Origin of the sequence: Acetobacter sp., from assembly GCF_047723915.1 — a bacterium.
GTDB lineage: Bacteria > Pseudomonadota > Alphaproteobacteria > Acetobacterales > Acetobacteraceae > Acetobacter.
In genome coordinates, this window is the sequence record NZ_JBDOBQ010000006.1 from 1 (window position 1) to 20,715 (window position 20,715).

At 56.2% G+C, this 20,715-nt stretch carries 14 protein-coding genes and 1 pseudogene; 9 read left to right on the plus strand and 6 right to left on the minus strand.

The features are described from left to right. Positions 1 to 534: cysteine hydrolase family protein (locus ABF990_RS05260; RefSeq protein ID WP_415499762.1), on the plus strand; the 534-nt coding region annotated here is incomplete at its 5' end. 228 nt (positions 535 to 762) lie between these two features. Here ABF990_RS05260 and ABF990_RS05265 read toward each other — a convergent pair. The 6 genes from ABF990_RS05265 to ABF990_RS05290 all read right to left on the minus strand — a co-directional run bounded on the left by ABF990_RS05265 (position 763) and on the right by ABF990_RS05290 (position 7,706). Continuing rightward, positions 763 to 2,355 (minus strand): SufS family cysteine desulfurase, encoded by a 1,593-nt coding sequence (locus ABF990_RS05265; protein WP_415499763.1) that lies wholly within the window; start codon positions 2,353 to 2,355, stop codon positions 763 to 765. Next, positions 2,339 to 3,721 (minus strand): family 2B encapsulin nanocompartment shell protein, encoded by a 1,383-nt coding sequence (locus ABF990_RS05270; protein ID WP_415499764.1) that lies wholly within the window; start codon positions 3,719 to 3,721, stop codon positions 2,339 to 2,341. Before ABF990_RS05270 ends, ABF990_RS05265 begins: the two co-directional genes overlap by 17 nt. A gap of 229 nt (positions 3,722 to 3,950) precedes the next feature. Further along, the gene (gene cysE / locus ABF990_RS05275) at positions 3,951 to 4,817 is read right to left on the minus strand and encodes a serine O-acetyltransferase (RefSeq protein ID WP_415499765.1); all 867 of its coding nucleotides are present in this window, start codon (positions 4,815 to 4,817) and stop codon (positions 3,951 to 3,953) included. Positions 4,818 to 5,314: 497 nt separating this feature from the next. Beyond that, positions 5,315 to 5,935 carry an RBBP9/YdeN family alpha/beta hydrolase gene (locus ABF990_RS05280; RefSeq protein ID WP_415499766.1) on the minus strand — a complete coding sequence of 207 codons (621 nt, stop codon included), beginning with the start codon at positions 5,933 to 5,935 and terminating at the stop codon, positions 5,315 to 5,317. A 187-nt stretch (positions 5,936 to 6,122) separates the two neighbouring features. Further along, the gene (locus ABF990_RS05285) at positions 6,123 to 6,752 is read right to left on the minus strand and encodes a peroxiredoxin (RefSeq protein ID WP_415499767.1); all 630 of its coding nucleotides are present in this window, start codon (positions 6,750 to 6,752) and stop codon (positions 6,123 to 6,125) included. 750 nt (positions 6,753 to 7,502) lie between these two features. Then, positions 7,503 to 7,706, minus strand: coding sequence for a hypothetical protein (locus tag ABF990_RS05290; protein ID WP_415506514.1), 204 nt, complete (start codon positions 7,704 to 7,706; stop codon positions 7,503 to 7,505). A gap of 354 nt (positions 7,707 to 8,060) precedes the next feature. On the opposite strand from ABF990_RS05290, the gene ABF990_RS05295 reads away from it, so the two are divergent. The 8 genes and pseudogenes from ABF990_RS05295 to ABF990_RS05330 all read left to right on the plus strand — a co-directional run bounded on the left by ABF990_RS05295 (position 8,061) and on the right by ABF990_RS05330 (position 20,649). Next, positions 8,061 to 8,390, plus strand: a complete 330-nt coding sequence (locus ABF990_RS05295) for a hypothetical protein (RefSeq protein WP_415499768.1) — start codon at positions 8,061 to 8,063, stop codon at positions 8,388 to 8,390. A 143-nt stretch (positions 8,391 to 8,533) separates the two neighbouring features. After that, positions 8,534 to 8,896, plus strand: a complete 363-nt coding sequence (locus ABF990_RS05300) for a transposase (protein ID WP_415499769.1) — start codon at positions 8,534 to 8,536, stop codon at positions 8,894 to 8,896. A gap of 127 nt (positions 8,897 to 9,023) precedes the next feature. After that, positions 9,024 to 9,113 (plus strand): annotated as a pseudogene (locus ABF990_RS05305) (IS5/IS1182 family transposase); the annotation flags it as partial. Positions 9,114 to 9,492: 379 nt separating this feature from the next. After that, complete coding sequence (locus ABF990_RS05310) at positions 9,493 to 11,916, plus strand: TonB-dependent receptor (protein WP_415499770.1); 2,424 nt, start codon at positions 9,493 to 9,495, stop codon at positions 11,914 to 11,916. A gap of 113 nt (positions 11,917 to 12,029) precedes the next feature. Beyond that, positions 12,030 to 13,337, plus strand: coding sequence for an MFS transporter (locus ABF990_RS05315; RefSeq protein ID WP_415499771.1), 1,308 nt, complete (start codon positions 12,030 to 12,032; stop codon positions 13,335 to 13,337). A gap of 4 nt (positions 13,338 to 13,341) precedes the next feature. Next, positions 13,342 to 15,759, plus strand: coding sequence for a beta-glucosidase (locus ABF990_RS05320; protein ID WP_415499772.1), 2,418 nt, complete (start codon positions 13,342 to 13,344; stop codon positions 15,757 to 15,759). Continuing rightward, positions 15,749 to 17,998 carry an MGH1-like glycoside hydrolase domain-containing protein gene (locus ABF990_RS05325; RefSeq protein ID WP_415499773.1) on the plus strand — a complete coding sequence of 750 codons (2,250 nt, stop codon included), beginning with the start codon at positions 15,749 to 15,751 and terminating at the stop codon, positions 17,996 to 17,998. Before ABF990_RS05320 ends, ABF990_RS05325 begins: the two co-directional genes overlap by 11 nt. After that, positions 17,989 to 20,649: a hypothetical protein gene (locus ABF990_RS05330; RefSeq protein WP_415499774.1), complete on the plus strand. Its 2,661-nt coding sequence runs from the start codon at positions 17,989 to 17,991 to the stop codon at positions 20,647 to 20,649. Before ABF990_RS05325 ends, ABF990_RS05330 begins: the two co-directional genes overlap by 10 nt. Positions 20,650 to 20,715: the final 66 nt, after the last annotated feature.

The window sequence follows — 20,715 nt, forward strand, 5'->3', positions numbered from 1 at the left end:
GCGCTCACGGAACTCAGGCGAATAACGGGATGTTTTCTTCTTCTCTACCATAGGGTTCATCCTCCGAGAGTTTTACTCTCCGGTAAACCCGGGACAGTTCAGTTCCGGGAGACAGGAACGCCGGTCATCCATATCCGGCATGAGTTTGAAAGCAGCGATGCACCGTTCTTTGCTCCTGGATCAATCGGCGCGCAGATCAACGAACTGGTGCTACCGGAGAACGGAGAGCCGGTTGTGCTCAAACATCATCCCAACGCGTTGAGGAATACGGAACTGAAGACGCTTCTGGATGGGCGGGGCATCAGGAAACTGACGATCCTGGGCGTCATGAGTCATGTCTGCATCGATGCGACGGTTCGCGCTGCGGTGGATCTGGGATATGACGTGACCGTGGTGCATGACGCGATCGCAACGCGCGATCTGGAGTTCAATGGAACAGACGTGCCGGCGAAGCAGGTTCATGCCGCGTATATGGCCGCGCTGTCTTTTGCTTACGCGACGGTGGTGTCCACGGACGAAAGTCTTGAACGATGAGCGGGAAGGCTGGGGCAAGAGCCGTCCATCTCGTGCGTCCTCCGGATGGGTTCCGGTACCGATCACACCCGCGACAAAAGCTTGGCGCCAGATTTGCAGCGGGCGCGAAAACGCATGCCCCAGAATGCCGCTGCCCCCAGGATATGTCCTGTCGCGGCTTTCAAAAGAACGGCGGCACTCCCTATCAGAATGCCGCCGCAGAACGCATCTAATATCGCTGTTGTCATTTCAATGCCTGATCAGAGCTCTGAGCGTAGAGACCAGCACATCAACATCTTCAAAACTGTTATAAAGACCGAAAGACGCCCGGACGGTAGCCTCTACCCCAAAACGTCTTAGTGCAGGTTGTGCGCAATGATGCCCGGATCGCGCGGCTATACCGTAACTGTCAAGATATTTTGCAACATCTGTGACGTTGTGGCCCTGTACAATAAACGACAGGACGCTGGCTTTTGCCGCGGCTGTGCCAATGATCCGTATGCCCGGTAAACGTTCAAATTCAGAGGTAGCATAATCCAGCAGGGCATGTTCATGCGCCGCGATAGCTGGTAGCCCGATTTGTTCCAGATAGTCTACGGCGGCGCCCAATCCGACAGCTCCTGCAATATCAGGCGTGCCGGCTTCAAATTTTTCGGGGAGTCCCTGAAATTCCGTAAGGGTAAATGTGACATCCCGTATCATATGCCCTCCGCCCTGCCATGGGGGCATAGCCTCAAGCAGAGCGCGTTTCCCGTATAGAATGCCAATCCCGGTCGGCCCATAAATCTTATGTCCGGAGAGCACCAGAAAATCGGCATCCAGAGCCGTCACGTTCAAGGGAAGATGAGGCGAGGACTGCGCTGCATCCACCAAAACCGGCACACCATAGGTATGTGAGAGCGCTATGATCTGCTCAATAGGGTTGATTGTGCCCAATGCGTTGGCAACATGTGTGACGGCCACGATTTTGGTTCGTCCAGATAGAAGAGATGCAAACTGATCCAGCAGCAGTTCCCCCCTGTCATTAACAGGGGCCACCCGCAAAACAGCTCCGGTCTGTTGCGCAAGCAACTGCCAGGGAACAATATTTGCGTGATGCTCGATCGTGGTAATCAGAATTTCATCGCCCGCGCCGATATTGGCGCGTCCGTAACTTTGGGCAACCAGATTGATAGCTTCTGTGGTGCCTCGGACAAAAACAATTTCCGCCGGTTCACGAGCACCGATAAAGCGCTGAATTTTTTCACGAGCCGCTTCAAAAGCATCTGTAGCCCGTGCCGCCAGTGTATGGGCAGCGCGATGGATGTTTGAATTGTCCCGCTCATAAAATCGAGACGTTGCGTCAATGACAGATCTTGGCTTCTGGGTGGTGGCCGCGTTATCCAGCCAGACCAGTTTATGGCCATTGACCGATTGATTCAGAATTGGAAAATCATTCTTGATCTGAACAATTTCATAGGGCGAAAGCGTATTTCCCGTTCCAAGAGAGGGCTTGTTCCCTGCATGCAGGAAATATGGGGTATTTTCTGCAGCGCTATCATGGTCATGAGCGCGGATAGGGAAAGAAAATGGATTGGGGAAAAATGGCGAGGCTGCTTTTTGAGAAATATTTCCGAAGCGGTTTTCCGGAGTGGCAGGTGATGTTACCGGTGTTCGGGACCAGACGGGTTCATAACCGGAAACTTCAGCGCCGGACGCAAATGCTGGTGAAGCAAGCCGGTCATTGTGAGAGGGAGCAGCGACGGCTGCCCCCTCTTCAAGAACGTCGTGCAGAGCACGCGCAAGAAGGCTCTGATGCGCCTTCAGGTCCGGCGTACCGCCAAAGTCAGGGGGCGTAGTCATAATAATTTCCAATCAGCACGTTATCGAGCCGGGCAATTGCGTCTTCCACCAGAACAGCAGCCGAAAAGTAACGTGTAATCAGGTGTGAGGCGACGGAATATTGATCCGTTCCGCTATAACGGACAGACAGGCCCGGTTCGACCTCTCCGGTAATACCTGTATTATGCAAGCCGATAACGCCTTGCTCTTCCTCGCCCACCCGAAGCAATAGAATGCTCGTCTCTCCAATATCCGAAACGGGAATTTTGTCGGAAGGAACAAGGGGAATCCCGCGCCATGTCAGAAAGGGCGAGCCGAAAAGCGTCACCGTCGGCGGTGGCACGCCACGACGGGTTGCCTCACGGCCAAAGGCGGCAATGGCCTTGGGATGAGCCAGGAAAAAGGCGGGCTTCTTCCATACCCTGGTCAAAAGCTCATCCAGGTCGTCCGGTGTGGGTGGACCACCGCGTGTCGGAATACGCTGAGCAATGGCGGTTTCGCGCAAGAGTCCAAATTCAGGGTTGTTCAGCAGCTCCCATTCTTCACGCTCGCGAATGACGTCAATGACGACCCGCACCTGTTCACGTAACTGGTCGAATTCGTTACTATAGAGATCGGTAATGCGTGTATGAGTGCGTAGAACAGTCTGAAGCGAATGGAGATAATATTCGCGGGGATGATCCTGATAATCCACAAAAGTCGTCGGCAGCTTGGGTTCGCCGTCGACACTTGACAGAACCTGAATGGCGGCCTCGCCATACTGATTCACGCCGTGGGCCGGTTCAGCCTCATTTCCGATCTGCTCCAATGCCTCTGTCAGCCATGGATGCTGCTTTGCCAGAGAAGGAGAAAGTGTGACGACTGTGGTTTCATCCGTTGCAACAAGGGAGCCGTGCCTCTTGTCCTGTCGGATAATACCGTTTTGTCCCGCAGCCAGGAATAAATGTCTGACCTGCCGACCTTGCGGCGTTGTCGCTTTTTGCTGGACCTGTCCCTGGACAACAATAAGGAGACTACCATCGTCGACAGCAAATTCTTTTCCAGCAGAAATTTTCTGAGTTTTGAATGCGGTGCTGATATCGCGAATAGTTTCAAGCTTCTGATCAGAGAAACCCGGGAAGAGAGACAGGCTTTCAGGCGTCGGATAAAGCGCGTTCCCGCTACCGGAAAAAACTACCCCTGCATAACGGGATGTTACAATGCGTCGCCGGTTAACCCGGAACACGCCCCCGCCAACATTTACCCATGGCAGCAGTCGATGGAGCCATCGAGGAGTCCGCTCCAGATTTTGCACACGTGTGACATGTGCTGTTGAAAGTTGCCTTGCGGACAGATTACGATCAAGTGCCGACGCCCCTGCGAGAGGAGCGGGTTGAATTTCTGTCATGATCAGCCAGACCTTATGATTTTGTCGTGTTTTTTATGAAGCTCATTGATTAATTTATCTTGAATGATCGACAACATCGCTTCTGGTGAAAAATCAGACAGATCATGTTTTCGTTCCATCTCATTTTGGGTGTACCCTTCAGCAAACCTCAGTTCGAGCCTAACAGCCCATTTTCAGACGTCAATCAAAAACGATTAAATTTCGTGTATTTTTTAAATCACTATCGAAATTACAAAATGTAGTCGATTGCGGGAAGAGACTGGTCGAAAGTTAACCCGGGGATATGCGTATGTCGTCCTACAACCTGAGCGGGGCTACCAAAAACACAGGTAAAAGGGGCAACATTTTTGACAACGACCGATCCCGCTCCGACTTTGGCTCCTCGTCCGATCTCAATCGCGCCCAGTATCTTGCTCCCTGGTCCGATCACGACACCTTCCCGCACTGTCGGGTGACGTTTGCCACTCTCTTTTCCTGTCCCGCCCAATGTCACGTCCTGAAAGAGAATAACGTCATCTTCTATGATGGTTGTTTCTCCAATGACAATGCCGGTTCCATGATCGAGAATGATACGTGCTCCCAGAGCGGCTGCGGGGTGTATGTCAATGTCACAGAGTTCAGATGTCATGCTTTGCAGAAAGCGCGCGGCTGTCTTTCTTTGTTCGTTCCATAGAACATGCGAAACACGATGGAGTTGGAGGGCATGATACCCCTTGAATTCAAGAAAAGGCGTTCCATAGTCTGCAACAGCAGGATCACGATTATGCAAGGCAATCAGGTCGGACGCGGCGCGGTCAAGAAGATCAGGATATTTTCTATAAATTTCATGAAAAAATTTATAGAAATTCAGATTTCTATTTTCCGTAACGGATAGCTTTTCTGACAAAAGGAACGAAAGACCTTCTGCAAAGCCGGAATCTGTATGTGTAGTTATACTCGCGATTTTTTCAAAAAAAATCTTTAAAAAGGGATTTGCTTCTGATTTAAGCATTTCCCACAAACGCTGATAATAAATGTTTTTAAGTCCTTCAAAAGATGAAGATATATCGGTTTTGCAAAGTGGCTTCCCGACAAAGACAAGAGCTGGGTCTTCCATCTATGGCGACCTTCCAGAACGGCGTCATTAATAGACTGCTTTTCAAAGTTAATTGTTCTGTAAAGCTCCCGTTGTACAGTCTGGCACAAGCTGTGATTTGTGGCGCCGCAAATGGAAGTACGCAGAAAAAGCTAAAAAAGGATAAATATACATGATTTTTGCAGTCATATCGCAAGCGATGGCTATACAATTCGATCTGTCGTGTCGAATCGTATTATGAATGATCTGAATTTGTAAGGGCCATTAACGGCAGCAACATCGCCATACTTGCACGATGGAGGGCGAATAATGTTTTTGTGCAGCCATCATCACTTTCCCTCCTTTCCTGCTGACACATTCAACCAGAACGTGGAAATTGTGTCAAATTAATATCTTAAATTTTTGTTGTTTTTATATACAACGTTATTTTTTGGTTATTTGCGGTCGGGTTCTGAGAAATATTGGTGCTCTATGCTTGAGGCGTGATGCAATTTTTTTAACATAGCCTCTGTTCTGCTTCACGCGTATTCGTAGGCGGAATTTTGCGCCAGCCGATCCAGCAGGAGTAAGCCATCCGGCCAGTAACCAAGGTCACATTGATTGCCGATATGTCCTTTGCGTCCGGCATCGATAAAAAATGCGCCCCAATGACGAGCAAATAAGCGAGCCTGCGTTACACTCAACCATGGATCGTTTCTGCTCCCGACCACCAACGACGGGAATGGCAGGATTGATAAAGGTACAGGAGCAAAATCGGCAACACGAGACATATCGCTATCGGGGCCATTCTCAACGTCAGCTGGCGCAACTAGTAACGCGCCAGCGACAGTATCGGGCAAAAGTCCCTCCTGCGCGGCATGCGTAATCAGGATACAGCCCAGACTATGCGCCACGAGCAGGACGGGTTTTTTACTGCGTCCGATGGTTGCGACAAGTGTCGCCATCCAGTTTTTATAGTGCGGCCTGGACCAGTTCTCCTGCCTGACACGGCGGACCGACACTCCGCGAGAGCGAAGCGCCCTTTGCCAACTGGATTGCCAATGATGTGGGGCGGATCCATCCAGGCCGGGAACAACCACAATTTCAAAATCTGCCAAAGATGAAGAAATATGGGAAAGAACATCATCTGGCACACGCATGTCCAACAGATCCTTCGTGTGTCGAGTGCGCACGCCAGATGATTTTTCTATCTTCTGTGGAGCAGGCGTACGCGACAATTTTTCGAGCCCTCGTGAAGACATGATTGGGGCGACGCTATGGCTTTCGATGCTTCGCTTGCCTGTTCTTAAGTGCATTGTCATGCTTGCCTTTTGCACAAACGACGGATCAGGAGAGTGTCACCAGACGCAAGTAGGGCTTGAGGGTCTTCCAGCCTTGCGGAAAAAGTGTTTTTGCCTGTTCATCACTAACCGACGGCGCAATAATGACATCTTCTCCTACATGCCAGTTCGCTGGTGTTGTTACTTTCTGCCTGTCAGTTAATTGCAGACTATCCAGGACACGCAGAATTTCGTCGAAATTGCGCCCGGCTGATGGAGGGTAGGTAAGTGTGAGTCTGACTTTCTTATTCGGGTCAATAATAAAGACGCTTCGGACGGTCACCTTCGGATCGGCTTCGGGGTGAATCATGCCATAGAGATGGGCAACTCTGCCATCCACATCCGCCAGAATGGGAAAATCAACTGCAGCTCCCTGAGTGTCGGCAATATCTGCCTCCCACGCAGTATGGTCTTTCAACCCGTCGACTGACAGACCGAGCACTTTTGTATTCCGTTTAGCCCATTCGGGAGCAAGTCGAGCGACTGCACCTAGTTCCGTCGTGCAGACGGGGGTGAAATCTTTCGGATGGCTGAACAGGATTCCCCACCCGGTTCCAAGCCAGGAATGAAAATGGATCGGCCCTTGCGTGCTGTCTTGCTGGAAATCGGGGGCATTCTGGCCAAGCTGGATTGTCATTTGGGCACCTTAAACCACATGATGTAATCTTATTTTAAGATAACCACATTATAAAAAAGTTGTAAAACATTAAATGGCCTGAAATTAGTGAAATAAGTCGTATGAAAACTCAGGGCACCAGAACCAAGTTCAGAATGAAATCTTTGCGATAAAATATGAAGGTTGCAGCGATCCGAATGGCAGATACGAGGGTGTAGGTCTTATTGCGCGGCACGACACCGCGACAGTTTTCGATAGCGTAGCGATGTCTCATTCTGCACGTGAGCGTATGATTCGCTTGCTGTCGTGGTTAAGGGCCCCGATGCTTTCTGTTTTATTGGAAAGCCCGCACAGCATTGCTCTATTTAAATCGCTGATCTGCTCTATAGTCCGATACATACGGATGGTGCGGCCGTTACTGTATTATGAGTTTTTGAGTTGAGGTCGTCTTTGGTGCTTACTGCTATCGCAGGAGACAGTCATTTGTGAGCAGGACAAGAAAAATCTGCAACAAAGGCGGTCATATAATTTCTGTGAATGACATCGGTTTGTCAGGCTTTTAGCCGTCGTGTAGTAAGCTGTTCTGGTATGCCATGCGTGGAATGATCTGTGCCTGAGAACTATGGCCTGATCACTAGCAAAATAGCCGCGGCGGGAATGTGATGTCGCCCGCTATTTTCTCTGTCAGCGTAGCACGATGCAGAACAGGGCGATCTGGAAAAGAATGAGATCGGCCTGTTCCACAAGATCGTCGCTGACAGTGTGAAATTTTTACCCTGGAGTGGCCGAAGTTCTGGCCCGACGAAACTGCTGCGCAATCTGGCGACTCAGATTGCCGGATTGGTCCAGAATATGATTGTGAAAGGATTTGACAGCGTCATGTACGGCATAGAAACGCCGCTCGCAACGTGTGCAATCCTGAATGAGAGAACCAACAAAAACACCATCAATTTCGAAAATATGCGAAGTCAACATGGTCATATACTTTCTGTGCCTATACGGAGCGGACTACTTACCCATCGGGAAGCCTGAAGGAACGCTCAGCCTGACATCGTTTCATGACAGATGTTTGGTGCCTGAATTGCATGGTCCGTCTCCGGGGGTGACGTCGAAGTGCTATGAACTGGGAGGGATTATTCCACCATATATTAATGTGGTCAACATATTATATCTATAAAAATAGTTATTTTATATATACACAAAAAATATAGTTAAATATCAAGGGTGGCATTTGGGTCTGTGGGGAAGCCGGAGGGTTTTCTGCCGGGAGTAGGGAATTCTGGTTGCTGGTGATATCCGGCTCACGGTGTTCCGGGGTGGGGAACGGCTTTGGATGTCATCATGCACGATCGGCGACAGGAAGGCCGTCGCGCGGGTAGTGTTCGCGTGCCGACCGGTCCATATCACCGGTCGCTGGAGGAGCGCCTGGCGTCCCTCGGCGTGGTGAGGATCAAGGTCAAGCCGCGGCACGTGCGCCGCTTCGCCGAAGCCACCGGCAGGCTCGTGAAGGCCGATCGTGTCGATGCGTTGATGCTGGCGTGCTATGGCGCATTGCTGGATGCCGGTCGCCCGCCCGGTCCGTTCAAACCAGCAGAACCGCCTGGCCGAACCGGTCGCTGCCCGGCGGAGCCTGATGAGAGACCGGAGGGCCACGATTAATCGCTTCAAAGCCCTGACGATCGCATTGCGGCAATGCCATGCCCATCATCGCAAGTAGCAAATCAAGGCACGGGTCATCTCTCTCGACACCGCCGTCGAGCTATTAGTGGCAGAGGACCGGAACCAGTTACGACGCAGGGGACGTGCTGGCCAGTATCCCAGGTCTCGGTCTTGTCACGGCTCATGCGCTGCTGGCCGATATGCCCGAAATCGCCACAATGGAGGAAGGCCAGACTGCCGCGCTGGCATCGATGACCCGCCAGTTTGGAATATGGCGGGGAAGAGGTTTCATCCAGGGCAGCAGGGCTACCCTCCGATACGTACTCTACATGCCCGTCATCGTCGTCGGGCGCTTCAACCCATATTTCAAGCGCGTCTATGACCGCCTGACTGCCAAGGGAAAACATGCCAAAGTCGTCATTACCGTCATTATGCGAAAGCTTATCGTCTTCGCCGTCGCACTGTTGCGCGGAAAAAACGGCCTCTGGACGCCAAAAGCCGCTTGATCACGCAGGATATTCTAAGTGGTCTGCGTTCTGTTCGGGCGGATATTGAAGCGCGGTTTGTGCGTCGGCGTGATACAAAAAACTGTTTGCTATGCGAGGATCGCGCGCTCTTGGGGGGGGGGGCTGTGTGGAGGATTATGAACAGAGAATTGATGCCGCAGAAGCCATGATTCACATTGCGATGGAAAGCATGACGCTATGGCAAAATGCTCCGTGACTTTCTAAAAGGACTCTCAAGGGCTTACGAACGGATTTTTTGGGGGTAGGGTTGTTAATTCTTTCCGAAATCATGGTGTTTACGCGATATCGCCTACCTAAAGAGGATGATGGGCCCGCGATGCCTGATTATAATTACACAAGCATATTGAGGTCATGATTATTTTTTATTTGCAACGCATAGCCCTGGTTTGTTTGAAAACTATAGTATTTAGAGATTTTTTGTTATTTTTACACACCTGCTTCAGGTGGTGGGGTGCGCGTGGGATTCGGGGTTTCGTTGCGGAAACGGAACTTGACGGTGCAATCCATCATGTATACGCTACATATTAGATTCGAGCCTGATCCCGCTAGCAAACTCGTCGTTCATGGAGAACCCTATGGGGCTACCTTTCAAGGCTATCAAAGCATCGTTCTATTTTTCGACGATTATATCGTCGCTTGTCGCTGGCTGGGATTTCAGCGGCAAGGCGGCCCATGCTGCGTCGCGGGCGCACAAGGGCGGGCTGGAACATGTAAAATCACGGCACCCTTCAGGATCGTCCGCCGTATCGACCAAGGTATCCGCCACGCCTGCGGTGCATCGTAAGCCGTCGACCCTGGCGCTGACCGCCCGCGGCAGCGAGGCGGTGGATGTGCATACCCAGCATAAAAGCCATGGTGGCGTGACGGCAATTTCAGCGCAGGCCTTTACATCGGCTGTTGCTGGCACCTCGGTATTGAAAATTCTCGAACGTGTGCCCGGCGTGCTGTTCCAGTCCGATGACCCGCAGGGCGTAGATACCGGCGGTGTCAAGCTGTATATGCACGGTTTTTCCCAGAACCAGATCGGCTTCGCGCTGGATGGCATTCCCCTGGGTGAACCGGTGTATCGCAATTACAACGGCCTGAATACGGTCGAGGCGATCTCTTCCGAAAACGTCGGGCGCATGGATATTTCCCAGGGCGCCGGGGCGGTGGACATGCCCAGTACGAACAGCCTGGGCGGCGCTCTCAATATTTTCTCTTCTGACCCGAAGGACAAGATGGGGGGTGTGCTGGCGCAGAACGGCGGCAGCAATTCCACCGTGCATACGTTCATCCGCTTTGACAGCGGCAAGCTCAATGAGTCTGGCACCAAATTTTACGCATCCTACATGCGTAACGACACCAAGCTCTGGAAAGGTAGCGGGGATCAGTTCCTGCAGCAGGTCAACTTCAAGCTGGTGCAGCCCATCAGGGCGGAGAGCAAGGTTTCCCTGTTCTTCGATTATTCGGACCTGTCACAGTTCAATTACCAGGCTGAATCGCTCGAAATGGTTCACGTTCTGGGTTACAATGTTGCAAACACCTACCCCAACTACCGGCAGGCGTACCTGGCGGCGCAGGGCATTTACACCCACGGGGAAGACAAGACCAGCGACCCCAAGGACGTGTCCTATTACGCGGGCACGACAACAACAACCGATTATCTGGGTGGGCTGAATTTTCATCTGAAAATGGCGGACAACCTCAACTGGGATACGGTCGTTTACGGTCATGGGCAGGATGCCGCAACCCAGTGGAGCAGTCCGTGGATGGCCTCGGCCAATGGCGCGCCGCTGTCCGAAATCGTGAAACAGCCTTCCATCAGCCGTTTTGGTCTGACATCGGGTGTGACGTACACGATCGCCCGGAACCAGATCCATGCTGGTCTGTGGTATGAAAACAACAAATACGTTTCCAACATGTTTGCTTATGACGATCCGCTCCTGACCGGAAACGAGACCCTGACGCCCAACCCGTTCAGAAGCTGGAAAAACCCGTTCGCCAAGCTGTGGGGGCAGACGTATAATACCAACACGCTGCAAACCTATATCGAGGATACCTACCGCCCGATCGACAACCTGTCCCTGAATGCGGGCTTCAAGTCCCTGCTCAGCACGACGCATGTGGGGCAGACAGGCAATTACGAACCCTATACCGGCACCGATGCCCTGGCCGGTGGCGTGGGCCTGACGACATTCGGTGCGTTTCTGCCGCATTTCAGCGCTGACTACCGTTTCCTGAAGCATCACGAAATCTATTTTGATATTTCAGAAAACATGCGCGCCTATCCGCAAAGTGGTTATCACCTGTCCTCGTCTCCGTTCGCGGTGTCGCAGGCGGCGTTCGACCTGTCGCGCAACAGCATCAAGCCCGAAACGGACTGGGCGTATTCTGTCGGCTATCGCTATAACAGCAAGTATCTTGATGCGTCTGTCAGCGGTTACCGGGTCAACTTCTCCAACCGTTTGGGCGCCATGGTGGCCGGTAGCCAGCAGAACCCGCAAACCACGGTCATGAATCTGGGCGGGGTCACCATGAACGGCGTGGACGCGGCGCTGACCGTGCGGCCGTTCAAGAATTTCAGCATTTTCAATTCCATCAGCTACAATCATTCAACATACGACAACAACATTACGCAGCAGGGCGTGACCTATGCCGTAAAAGGCAAGCATGTCGTGAACTACCCCATGTTCATGTACAAGGCCTCCGCCGATTACAAATGGAACCGGACATCGTTCCATGCGGATGCAATGTATATTGGCAAACGGTATTTCAGCTACGTGAACGATACCAACCTGCCTGCCTACTGGATGGTGAATTTCGGCATGCGGCATGATTTCGGCCGTATCGGCCCGGCCGAGAACCTTGCCCTGACTTTCAACATCACCAACCTGACGAACGCCAAATACCTGATCATGACCGGGGATGACGGCGGCAACCCCCTGTCGGGCGATTACCAGTCCCTTGTGGTTGGTGCGCCCAGGCAGTTTTTCGGTGGCGTGCGGGCTGATTTCTGACAATATGCCCCGCCCCGGCCGGTCTGCCGGGGCAGCACTGTCTAAAGGGGAGGATACGATTGGACCAGCATGCCACCAGTCAGCCGGAGGCCCCCCGTTCAGGGGGCCGACCGTTGTCACTGTCTCAACGCATGACATTCGGTCTGGGGGACATGGTCGGTAATGGCATGTTTGGCATTACAGGTTCCTACCTGATCCATTTTTATACGGATGTGGTGGGGATCGCGACCGCAAGTCTGGCTGTGCTGCTCCTTGTCGCCCGGATCGTGCATAGCCTGGTCGACCCGGTGGTCGGGTGGTGTATCGACCGGCGTATTCTGTTCAATGGGCGGGTCGGGCCGTATCTCAAGTGGTTTGCGGTGCCGCTCGCCATTTCACTCACCTGCTGTTTCGTGTCGGTGCCGTTTTCTGGCCATGGCAGGCTGGCCTGGGCCTATGTCAGCTATCTGTCCATGGGCATTCTGTTTTCGCTCTATATCGTGCCGTACGGGCTGTTGCCCAATGTCATGACCGACAGCGCCAATGAGCGGCTTTCCCTGTCTACTTTCCGTATGGTCGGCGCGGCACTGGGTACGTTTCTGGTCGGCAGTATCGTGCCGCTGGCCGTGTCACGCTATGGTTATGCGACTGGGGTGGGCCTTGTGGCGGCCGCTGGGGCCGTTCTGGCCATGATCCCGTATAAAACCTGCCCCGAACGCATTAATCTTGAACCCGACCTGCTGCCGCTTTCGGTCATGGTGCGGTCTATCCTGCGTAATCGGGCCTGGGTTGTCGTGACCGTGGTGCTGAGCCTTTTTTATATCGACCTGACATCCTTTTACGGATTTTCCATTTACTACGCGCAGCATGTCCTTGGCCGGAGCGCTGCTTTCGGCGGGTTGCTGATTTCTGTCATGGGCATAACCAAGGCGTGCGGTGTCTACTGTTCGTCTTTCCTCTCCCCCCGTATTGGCTGGAAGCGTGCCGTGGCACTGGGGTATGCGTGTTCCATGTTCTGTCTTGTCCTGTTCTGGCATGCCCCGAACACGACCGGCGTCCTGCTGTTTCTGTTCGGCCTGGTCTGTTTTTTCGATGGCATAGCCCTACCGGTTTTTTATGCCATGCTTGCTGAATCGATCGATATCGGCGCGGACCTGACAGGGGTGCGTGCAGCGGGCCTTGCCTATTCCATCAACAGTTTTGCCGGAAAGTCCGCCTGGGCATTTGGCGGGTTTCTTGTTGCGGCCATTCTGTCATGGGGGCAGTATGACGCGCATGCGCCTATGCAGGCGGCCATGACCCGAAGCGCCATTACGTTCGGGTTTCTGGGCGTGCCGTTCTGTGTGGGGCTTTTCTCCATGGTTCTGATCCAGTTTTATCCGTCCGCAACCCGTGCCGAGACATCAGGCACTTTCAGCGGGCAGGTTCTGCCGGAGGATTAAGTCTGTGCGCCATACGCCGGAACAGCAACTGGCCCAGATGTCCCTGGATGAAAAACTCGATCTGGTCAGTGGGCATTCTCTTTTTACGACATCCGCCATCGCGCGGCTTGGTGTCAGGTCCCTGCGCATGGCCGACGGCTCCAACGGGCTAAGGGTCTTGCGCGAGGCCCCGACCATGTCCGCTGAGTTGGACGATGACACGGACATGTTCTTCGGCCTGGTTGAAACCGGCCGGGACACGGACCGGGCAGGGCCGGACACCACGGATGGGGCAGAAGCGTCCGCCCTGCTGGGGGCCAGCTATCCGGCCACGTGTTTTCCCGCGGCATCGGTTCTGGCCTGTGGCTGGAACGAGGCAACGCTGTACGAGATAGGCAGCGCCCTGGCGCGGGAATGCCGGGCGCGCGATGTCGATGTTCTGCTGGGGCCCGGGGTCAATATCCGCCGTTCGGCGCGGGCCGGGCGGTCTTTCGAATATTATAGTGAAGATCCTGTGCTTTCGGCGGATATGGCCGCCGCCATGATACGCGGACTGCAGGATAACGGTGTGGCAGCGTCCCTGAAGCATTTTGCCTGCAACAATTCCGAGACTGAACGCATCACGATGGATTCAGTCGTGGAGGAACGCGCGCTGCGCGAGGTATATCTGGCAGTTTTCGAACGTGTGATCGCGCGCAGCAACCCGTGGACAGTCATGACGGCCTATAACAGGCTGAACGGCATTCATGCTTCCGAAAACGCATGGCTTCTGACGGACATCCTGCGTGGCTGCTGGGGCTACGGGGGGGTGGTCATGTCTGACTGGCATGCCATTGGCAACCGCCCCGGCGCGCTGGAAGCCGGGTGTGATCTGGACATGCCGCTCAGCCGGGCCAGAAAAGCCAGCCTGCGTCAGGTCATGACCCGCCACGACATTGCGCCTGAGGTGCTGGACCATGCCTGTCTGCGCCTGCTGCGCCTTGTCGAACATCTGGACAGCATTCAGGCGGCCCGCCCGCGTCAGCCCCCTGTCTGGCGGGAACATCATGCTCTTGCGGTCCGGGCCGCGGCGGAAGGGTGCGTGCTGCTGCGCAATACGCATGCGCGCCTGCCGCTGCAGGACGGCGCGCATAACACGGTGCTGGTGATCGGCACGGACGCGCTCTGCCCGCAGATTCAGGGTGCCGGCAGTGCCGCGGTCAATGCGTGGCAGGTCGACCAGCCTTTGAGCGCGCTCCGCTCCCTGCTGCCCCATGTCACGGTCCTGCATGAACCCGGCTGGTGTGAGGACGGCACGGCAGACCCCCAAAGGCAGGCAGAGGCACTGCAGAAAGCGGCCCGTGCGACCTCTGTCGTAATTTTTGCCAGCACACCCGGAGCGGAAGCAGGCGAAGACGCGGATCGTAAAAATCTTGATCTTCTGCCAGCACATAATGCGCTGATCGAACGGGTCTGCCGTGTCAATCCGGCTGTGGCGGTTGTGGTCATCACGCCGGATGCCGCGCTGTTGCCCTGGCGGGATGACGTACAGGCCATTGTTGCGGCGGGCTATGCAGGCCAGGGATTTGGTCTGGCGGTTGCTGAACTGCTCTGTGGGAAAAGGAATTTTTCTGGAAAGCTTTCAACAAGCTGGCCGGAGCGCGAGGCAGACGCCCCGGCGTTTCTTGGTTATCCGGGCGAACAGGGGCGCAATATCTACCGTGAAGGTATTTTTGTCGGGTATCGCTATTTCGACCGCAGGGATATTACGCCGCTTTATCCGTTCGGATTTGGCCTGTCCTACACGACGTTCCACTATGGTCAGCCCGATGTGCAGGCCGAAGGGCAGGGGGCGGAGCAGACCGTGCGCGTCAGATTTTGGCTGACCAATACAGGAACCCGGCCGGGGCGTGAAATATGGCAGCTCTATATCGGCCGGACCGATACCGGGCAGAGGGAAAGCCGTGTCAGCTATCCGGTGCGGGTGCTGCGGGCGTTCGGGTCCGTAACACTGGAACCCGGTGAAAGCCGGGAGGTGGAGGTCTGTCTGTCCGGCCGTGACTTCGCGTATTTCGACTGCCTGCGACAGGACTGGTGCATTTCGGCCGGTGCCGCCACGATCGAGATCGGCGCTTCCTCGCGTGATATACGCCTGCGTGTATCCCATACACCGGACAGCACCGCACAGCATTTTGCCCTGACGGTTGAGACACCCATGAGTGCGGTGCTCGATCATCCGGCCGCGGCTCCTGTCCTGCGTGGCTGGCTGATGGACACGCAGGGGCTGGATGGAGAAAGTGCTGACATGCTCCTGCGCAAGTGCCGCCGGTCGTTCCTGGGGCTGCACAACACCCTGGCATGGAGCCTGGGGCACGAACCGGACACGGCAAGCCTGACACAGGCGCTTTGCCGTATTGTTTCTTTCGATTTGTCTTCAGAGAGTGAGAGTCACCATGCTGGTTAATCCCAACGTACCTTCCTCCCGCGCCTGGAACACATGGTCGGACCTGCCGGCCGAAATGGTTTTTCTGCCGCTGGGGGTAAGGGTGACCCCGGTTCTGTATTCCACCCGCCTGCGCAGGGCGACCCTGCTGCGCGGACGTGAGCATATGCGTCTGGGCCGCCACAGCATGGATGGGGACGTTGTGGAGTTCGTGTCGGCTTTCGGTGGTACGGAACTGGCATTTTCCTACACCAAGCCTGATCCGTGGGCCGTTGTGGGAAGCTGGCGGCCCGCCGTTAAGGCAGAGTGGGGCCTGCGGTACTGGGTCAGCATCTGCCTGTCCAGCGATGATGGCAGCCCCGTCTGCTGGAATGGGTCGGAGGCGCTGGTGACTGTCAATGGCCGCACGGTAGCCTTGGGCAGTGATATCGCGCCCGTGCAGGTTACGGTACACGACACGCTGGATGACGTTGTTGCCGATTACGAGAAAAATGGTTATTTTTTCAAGGAGAGTCGTGGCACGCAGGGTAATGTCCTGGTTCTGCGCTTCAATCTGGAAATGATGCCGCAGGGCCGCTTTGCCGCCGCCGCCGCTGACAGTGCGGCACTCGCGGTAGAGCATGTCCGCGCCGCACTGGGGCAGCCGGTCCAGCCTGTCCTGCCGGTCCAGACCGGCCGCTTTGCGGGCGCGCTGGATGCCGTGCGCGATGTCATGGCATGGAATACGCTGTACGACAGGCAGAATCACCGTGCCTATACATGTGTCAGCCGGTTCTGGAACCTGGGCAGCTTTGCCGTCTGGTGGAATGACCAGACCTATGCCGCACTCATGACCAGCCTGTTCGACCGCACGGTCACGCGCGAGAATATTGATGTTTCCATGGCAAGTGCGACCCCCCAGGGTAATTTTGCCTGTATCCTGACATCGAACGATTCCTGGGTGGACCGCACGCAGGCGCCCAATGGCGCCTTCATGATGTGGCTGATCTATCTGCGTACATCGGACAGGACCGTGCTGGAACGCTGCTATGGCGATCTGGTGCGCAACCATATGTGGTGGCGCACCCATCGTGATGTGGATGGTTCGGGCCTTGTGTCGTGCGGGACGTCGGATGTGGGAGACGGCCTTTATCAGGGCACGCGTTTTGGCGCCTGCAATGAAACCGGCATGGACAATTCCCCCACCCATGACGAAGCAACCTATGACCCCGCCACGCGCAGCCTGTCGACGCTTGACCTGGGGCTGAACTGTTCCCTGACGCTCGATGCCGAAATGCTGTCCCTCATGGCGCGTGAACTGGGTGACAGTGCCGCCGCGGCCCGTTTTGCCACCCTGGCGGAACAGGGGCGGCAGGCGATCAGTACGGTGTTCTGGGATGCAGAGCGCTGTGTATTTGCCAACCGCCAGCGCGGCGGCGGTTTTGTCAGAAGTATCGGGCCGACAAGCCTTTATCCGCTGGTCTGTGGTGCCGCCACGCAGGAGCAGGTCCGCCATATGGTGGCCCTGCTGACAGATCCGGCACGGCTGGGCGGCACGTTCATGTTGCCCAATGTCACGCGGGATGATCCGGCATTTGCGGATAATGTGTACTGGCGGGGCCGCATATGGCCCAACGTCAATTATTTTGTCTGGCAGGGTCTGCAACGCTACGGGCTGGCGCAGGAGGCAGAACAGCTTGCCACAAGCAGCATGGCGCTGTTTGACCTGTCCTGGACCGGGCGGCGCATAGCGGCTGAAAACTACAATGCGGATACGGGCCTGCCGGACGACCAGCCCGACACCGACCTGTTCCTGTCATGGGGGGGTATGCTGCCGCTGATCGGCGTGTCCCATGTCATGGACTTCAACCCCTGGCAGGGGTGGAGACTGAACTGGAACGGAGAAACAGGCACGCTGGGTCCGGTGAACAGCCCTGTAGGCCCGGTCACGCTGGAAATGGATGCCACGCAGGCCCGGCTGCTGCGGAATGGCCGCCTGCTGCTGGCATGGTCCGTGCCGGGTGTGCTGTCGCATCTGCGTATCGGGGATGATGGCATGTCCTGCCGGATTACGGCGGCGTCAGGCACGGTTGCGGGCGGCACGCTGGTACTGGGTGAGCGCACCCGTGCAGGCCTTGTGCTGGCGCATGAAAATAACACGGACTGCGCCGTGGCGGAACTGGCGCAGGGGCTTGAGCTGACACTGGCCGGAACCGGGGCGCAGGCTCAGGTCATGGTGTGTTTCGCCCCTGCCGATACGGCCGTGCCCGCATGCTGCTAGACAACGCGTTCCGCCCGGCGGCGTTCTGGTTCTGGCATTACCTGCCGGGCGAGGACGAATGCCGCGAAAGCCTGCGTGACGCCAGGGCTGCCGGGTTGGGGTGTGTCATGGTGCAGACACGCCTGTCCTTTCCGCGGGCGGAGTATCTTTCGTCCGCTTACCTCGAACGGTGCCGTTTTGTCAGTGCTGAGGCCCGTGCCCTGGGCTTGGATCTGGAAATTTACGACGAATATAACTGGATGTCCGGCCATGGGGGCGGCCGGACCGTACAGGGGGCGGACCACCTGCGTGAACGTCACCTGTTCTGGTGCCGGGCACCGCTGCGGCAGGGCCGGGCCTCCTTCAGCATTACCGGTATCCGTTCGGATTTCCTGGGTTTTCTGGGGCAGGAGGGGGCTGACTGGTGCTACGAGACCGGTGTGCCGCGCTGGTCTGACTGGACGGTGGTGGGGCTGGTGCGTGAGGACGGGCAGCCCTTTCAGGCCGAAGCGGTGGACCTTGTCGCCGATGAAAGCGGGTGCCGTGTCGAACTGGGCGCTCCCGGCCTGCCCGAGGGGGGGGAGGTAACACTGCTGGTTGCCGCGCGCTGTGCGACATCCCGGCTGGTCAACTATCTGCTGCCCGAAACCGCTCGCCGGTTTGCCGAACGGGTCTATGCGCCCCTGCTTGAAGCCATGCCCGATGCGGAAAGTTTCTTTTTCGATCATCCTTATGCCGGTTTTTATACCTGGAACGAACAGTGCGGCAGTGTCGGCAACAGTATCCTGTGGGATGACAGCCTGCTGGCCGATGGGGTGACGCTCCAGCAACTGGCATCCCTGGCTGCGGGCGACAGCCCTGAACACTGTCGGGCGCGTGTTCTGTTTTTCCGACGCTATGCCACACTCATGCACCGGGCTTTTTTCGGCACATTGCGTAGCTGGTGCGATATGCGGGGCAAGGGCCTGACAGGCCATGAAATTCTGCCCCATGTGGGGGCCTGGGCGCTGCGCGGCGGGCTGAAGGGGTTTGACCCGCGGGTTATGCCCGGTACGGACTATTTCGGGTTTGACCGTTTTCGTACAGCCACAACGGTGGACGCTGCGGATTTTCATTCCCAACTGTCGGTTCTGATGGGGGATTCCATCGCGCGGGCCAACGGGCGCAGCCGCTGCACGGTGGAACAGTACGCAACCGGGCGCGAAGCCGGCCGCCCTTCACTCAAGGGGCAGTGGGACCTATCGCTAGACCGGCTGCGCATGCAGTGCATCGGCCATATCCTGAACGGCGCGCGGCGTGTGCTGCTGCATGCGCTTTATCTGCCGGGGGTGACGGCGTTCGAACCTGCGGGTGACTTCGAGCCACTTTTCGATTTTCCGCCCGGGTTCAACATGCAGCCATGGTGGCGGTACATGCCGCTCCTGTCGGATTATCTGGCCAGGCTGTCTGTGTTTCTGGAAGACGGTCATCCCGTGCGGACGGTCGGCCTGGTATACCCGCTGGCGGATCTGTGGGCTTCGGACACGGCCCCCGCCAGTGCCGAACAGTTCGGGCAGTGGGCGCAGGCGCTGGACGCGGCAGGGTGCGCCTTTGCTGTTGTGGATGAAAGCCAGTTCAGCACCACGATTACTTTCGCGGAGGAAATCGATACCCTGATCCTGCCGGGCCCGGGCTGGCTGGAACAGGCAAGTTCCCTGGAGCAGCTCAAGCGTTTTGCCGCCAGACCGGGCTGCCGTCTTCTGTCAGGTGGCCCGGTGGCGATATCGGCCGTGCATGGGGGAGGGGAGCGCTCGTGGGCCAGCGGCCTGCCCGTGCAGGCTGTGGCAGTGGGCGATATTCCGCAGACCGCCGAAAACCTTGCCAGCGGACAGACCGGCGCAAGGGCGATGTTTGTAAAAACCAGCGATAACGCCACCCGTATCACATGGCACAGGATAAAACCCGGCCATGACCGGTTTGCGGTGTTCAATACCGCAACACACTGGGGCACGCTCGATATCCCGCCTGCGCCCCACGCACGGCATGTACGCCTGTGGTGCCTTGAGAGCGGAACCTGGCTGGCGGAATGCCACGTTCCCGCGCAAACCGGGGCAACACTGGCCCTGCGCCCGCATGACGTCATGTGTCTGGATGTCATGTCGCCCATCCCCCCCGCCGGTTCAGGGAAGTCCCCTGTTCCGCCTTTACCCCTTCTTGCCCGCCCCCCGGCGGTAACCGATGCGGGCCGACAGGTTGTACCGTTGCCCGATGGGTGGGGTTTTGTGGTGCCCGAACAGCCGTCCCGCCCCGTCAGCACCGCCTGTGCGCTGGAAGAACAGGGGATCATCCTGCCGGAAGGCATGGGCCAGTATACCCTGACCTTCACGCCGCCACCGCTTCCTGAAGGGTGCGTGTGGTATCTGGTCGTGCCAGAGGTATCGGGTGTGCTGGACTGCCGCATGAACGGGCAGACCTGTGGTGTCAGTCCGGGTGCGTACGGGGCGTTCGCGGTGCCGGAGGATACCGGGCCGGTTACACTGGTGTTTGACCTGCGGACAAATGCCGCAAGGCGTTTCTACCCGGAAGACTATCTGGCCGGAGAACGCAGCGGCCTGACAGCCGTGCCCTATCTTGAGGCATGGCCGCTCCGGCCCGTTGTCATGCTGCAACCCGACAGGGCCGGTGCTGTGTGAAAGACCGCGACACCCTGCCGCGAACGCAGCCGGGTAACCGCTTTTTTCACGGTATTCCACTGGCCG

Coding starts and splice junctions, on each gene's coding strand:
- cysE (WP_415499765.1), bottom strand. CDS start 4,817: ATGGAAGACCCAGCTCTTGTCTTTGTCGGGAAGCCACTTTGCAAAACC.
- ABF990_RS05265 (WP_415499763.1), bottom strand. CDS start 2,355: ATGACTACGCCCCCTGACTTTGGCGGTACGCCGGACCTGAAGGCGCAT.
- ABF990_RS05330 (WP_415499774.1), top strand. CDS start 17,989: ATGCTGCTAGACAACGCGTTCCGCCCGGCGGCGTTCTGGTTCTGGCAT.
- ABF990_RS05290 (WP_415506514.1), bottom strand. CDS start 7,706: ATGTTGACTTCGCATATTTTCGAAATTGATGGTGTTTTTGTTGGTTCT.
- ABF990_RS05280 (WP_415499766.1), bottom strand. CDS start 5,935: ATGCGTGTGCCAGATGATGTTCTTTCCCATATTTCTTCATCTTTGGCA.
- ABF990_RS05310 (WP_415499770.1), top strand. CDS start 9,493: ATGGGGCTACCTTTCAAGGCTATCAAAGCATCGTTCTATTTTTCGACG.
- ABF990_RS05325 (WP_415499773.1), top strand. CDS start 15,749: ATGCTGGTTAATCCCAACGTACCTTCCTCCCGCGCCTGGAACACATGG.
- ABF990_RS05270 (WP_415499764.1), bottom strand. CDS start 3,721: ATGACAGAAATTCAACCCGCTCCTCTCGCAGGGGCGTCGGCACTTGAT.
- ABF990_RS05285 (WP_415499767.1), bottom strand. CDS start 6,752: ATGACAATCCAGCTTGGCCAGAATGCCCCCGATTTCCAGCAAGACAGC.